3 tRNA genes and 1 rRNA gene are annotated in these 1,477 nt (G+C 46.9%); all 4 read right to left on the bottom strand.

The features are described from left to right. Positions 1 to 489: 489 nt before the first annotated feature. Positions 490 to 565 (bottom strand) — tRNA-Val (locus tag MED222_RS00045). A 32-nt stretch (positions 566 to 597) separates the two neighbouring features. Beyond that, positions 598 to 673, bottom strand: a tRNA-Lys gene (locus tag MED222_RS00050). Positions 674 to 675: 2 nt separating this feature from the next. Then, positions 676 to 751, bottom strand: a tRNA-Glu gene (locus tag MED222_RS00055). Between the two features lie 121 nt (positions 752 to 872). Then, a 16S ribosomal RNA gene (locus MED222_RS00060) occupies positions 873 to 1,477 on the bottom strand; the annotation flags it as partial.

The raw sequence follows: 1,477 nt of genomic DNA, 5'->3' as shown, positions 1-1,477 counted from the left end.
CTAATCTGGGCTTATCGCAAGTTATTACGCCTTTCATCGCCTCTGACTGCCAAGGCATCCACCGTGTACGCTTAGTCACTTAACCATACAACCCGAAAGGGTTTCTATTTGCTTTCACTTTAAAAAGTGAAGACAAATAAGCGTATGGCAACTAACCAAGGTTTTTGGTTGTCATCAAGAAGGGTTAATTCTTGATGACTGTTTGCCGGACTCAATTGTGAATCAAACTAACGTTTGATTCGAATACAAGACACTTGAATGTGTTTGTTGTGTTTATCTAATGAAAGATAAACATTGAGAACTTTTAAATTTGATTGAATTACTCGTAAGTAAATCAATCAGTCAGCTTTCCAAATTGTTAAAGAGCATGAGACTTTAAGAACCAGTGTTCTAAAATTCACATTTTCTAAAGACTCTCAGGGTCAAACACACCAACCAACGACAAAAGAAGTGGTTTGGATATGACTATAACCAAGAATATTTAGAGAATGGTGGGCGATACCGGGCTCGAACCAGTGACCCCCTGCTTGTAAGGCAGGTGCTCTCCCAACTGAGCTAATCGCCCACGATAGTTTTAATTCCTTCGCGGAGAAAGAATGGTGGGTCGTGCAGGATTCGAACCTGCGACCAATTGATTAAAAGTCAACTGCTCTACCAACTGAGCTAACGACCCAATGGTATCCCGTAGGGGAGTCGAACCCCTGTTACCGCCGTGAAAGGGCGGTGTCCTAGGCCTCTAGACGAACGGGACACTGCAATTCATCTCTACTTTAAAAGTAGAAACAAACTTCGAAGAACTTGGGAGTTCTTCATCTCTTTGCTTTTCTAAACCTAATCAATCTGTGTGGACACTTGTCGTGAGTATCTTCGTATAAGGAGGTGATCCAGCCCCAGGTTCCCCTAGGGCTACCTTGTTACGACTTCACCCCAGTCATGAACCACAAAGTGGTGAGCGTCCTCCCCGAAAGGTTAAACTACCCACTTCTTTTGCAGCCCACTCCCATGGTGTGACGGGCGGTGTGTACAAGGCCCGGGAACGTATTCACCGTGACATTCTGATTCACGATTACTAGCGATTCCGACTTCATGGAGTCGAGTTGCAGACTCCAATCCGGACTACGACGCACTTTTTGGGATTCGCTCACTATCGCTAGCTTGCTGCCCTCTGTATGCGCCATTGTAGCACGTGTGTAGCCCTACTCGTAAGGGCCATGATGACTTGACGTCGTCCCCACCTTCCTCCGGTTTATCACCGGCAGTCTCCCTGGAGTTCCCGACATTACTCGCTGGCAAACAAGGATAAGGGTTGCGCTCGTTGCGGGACTTAACCCAACATTTCACAACACGAGCTGACGACAGCCATGCAGCACCTGTCTCAGAGCTCCCGAAGGCACACCTGCGTCTCCGCTGGCTTCTCTGGATGTCAAGAGTAGGTAAGGTTCTTCGCGTTGCATCGAATTAAACCACATGCTCCACC

This window comes from Vibrio sp. MED222 (genome assembly GCF_000153005.1).
Taxonomy (GTDB): domain Bacteria; phylum Pseudomonadota; class Gammaproteobacteria; order Enterobacterales; family Vibrionaceae; genus Vibrio; species Vibrio tasmaniensis_A.
Note: the sequence above shows the minus strand (reverse complement) of the source record. Positions and strands in the feature narration are given on the sequence as shown.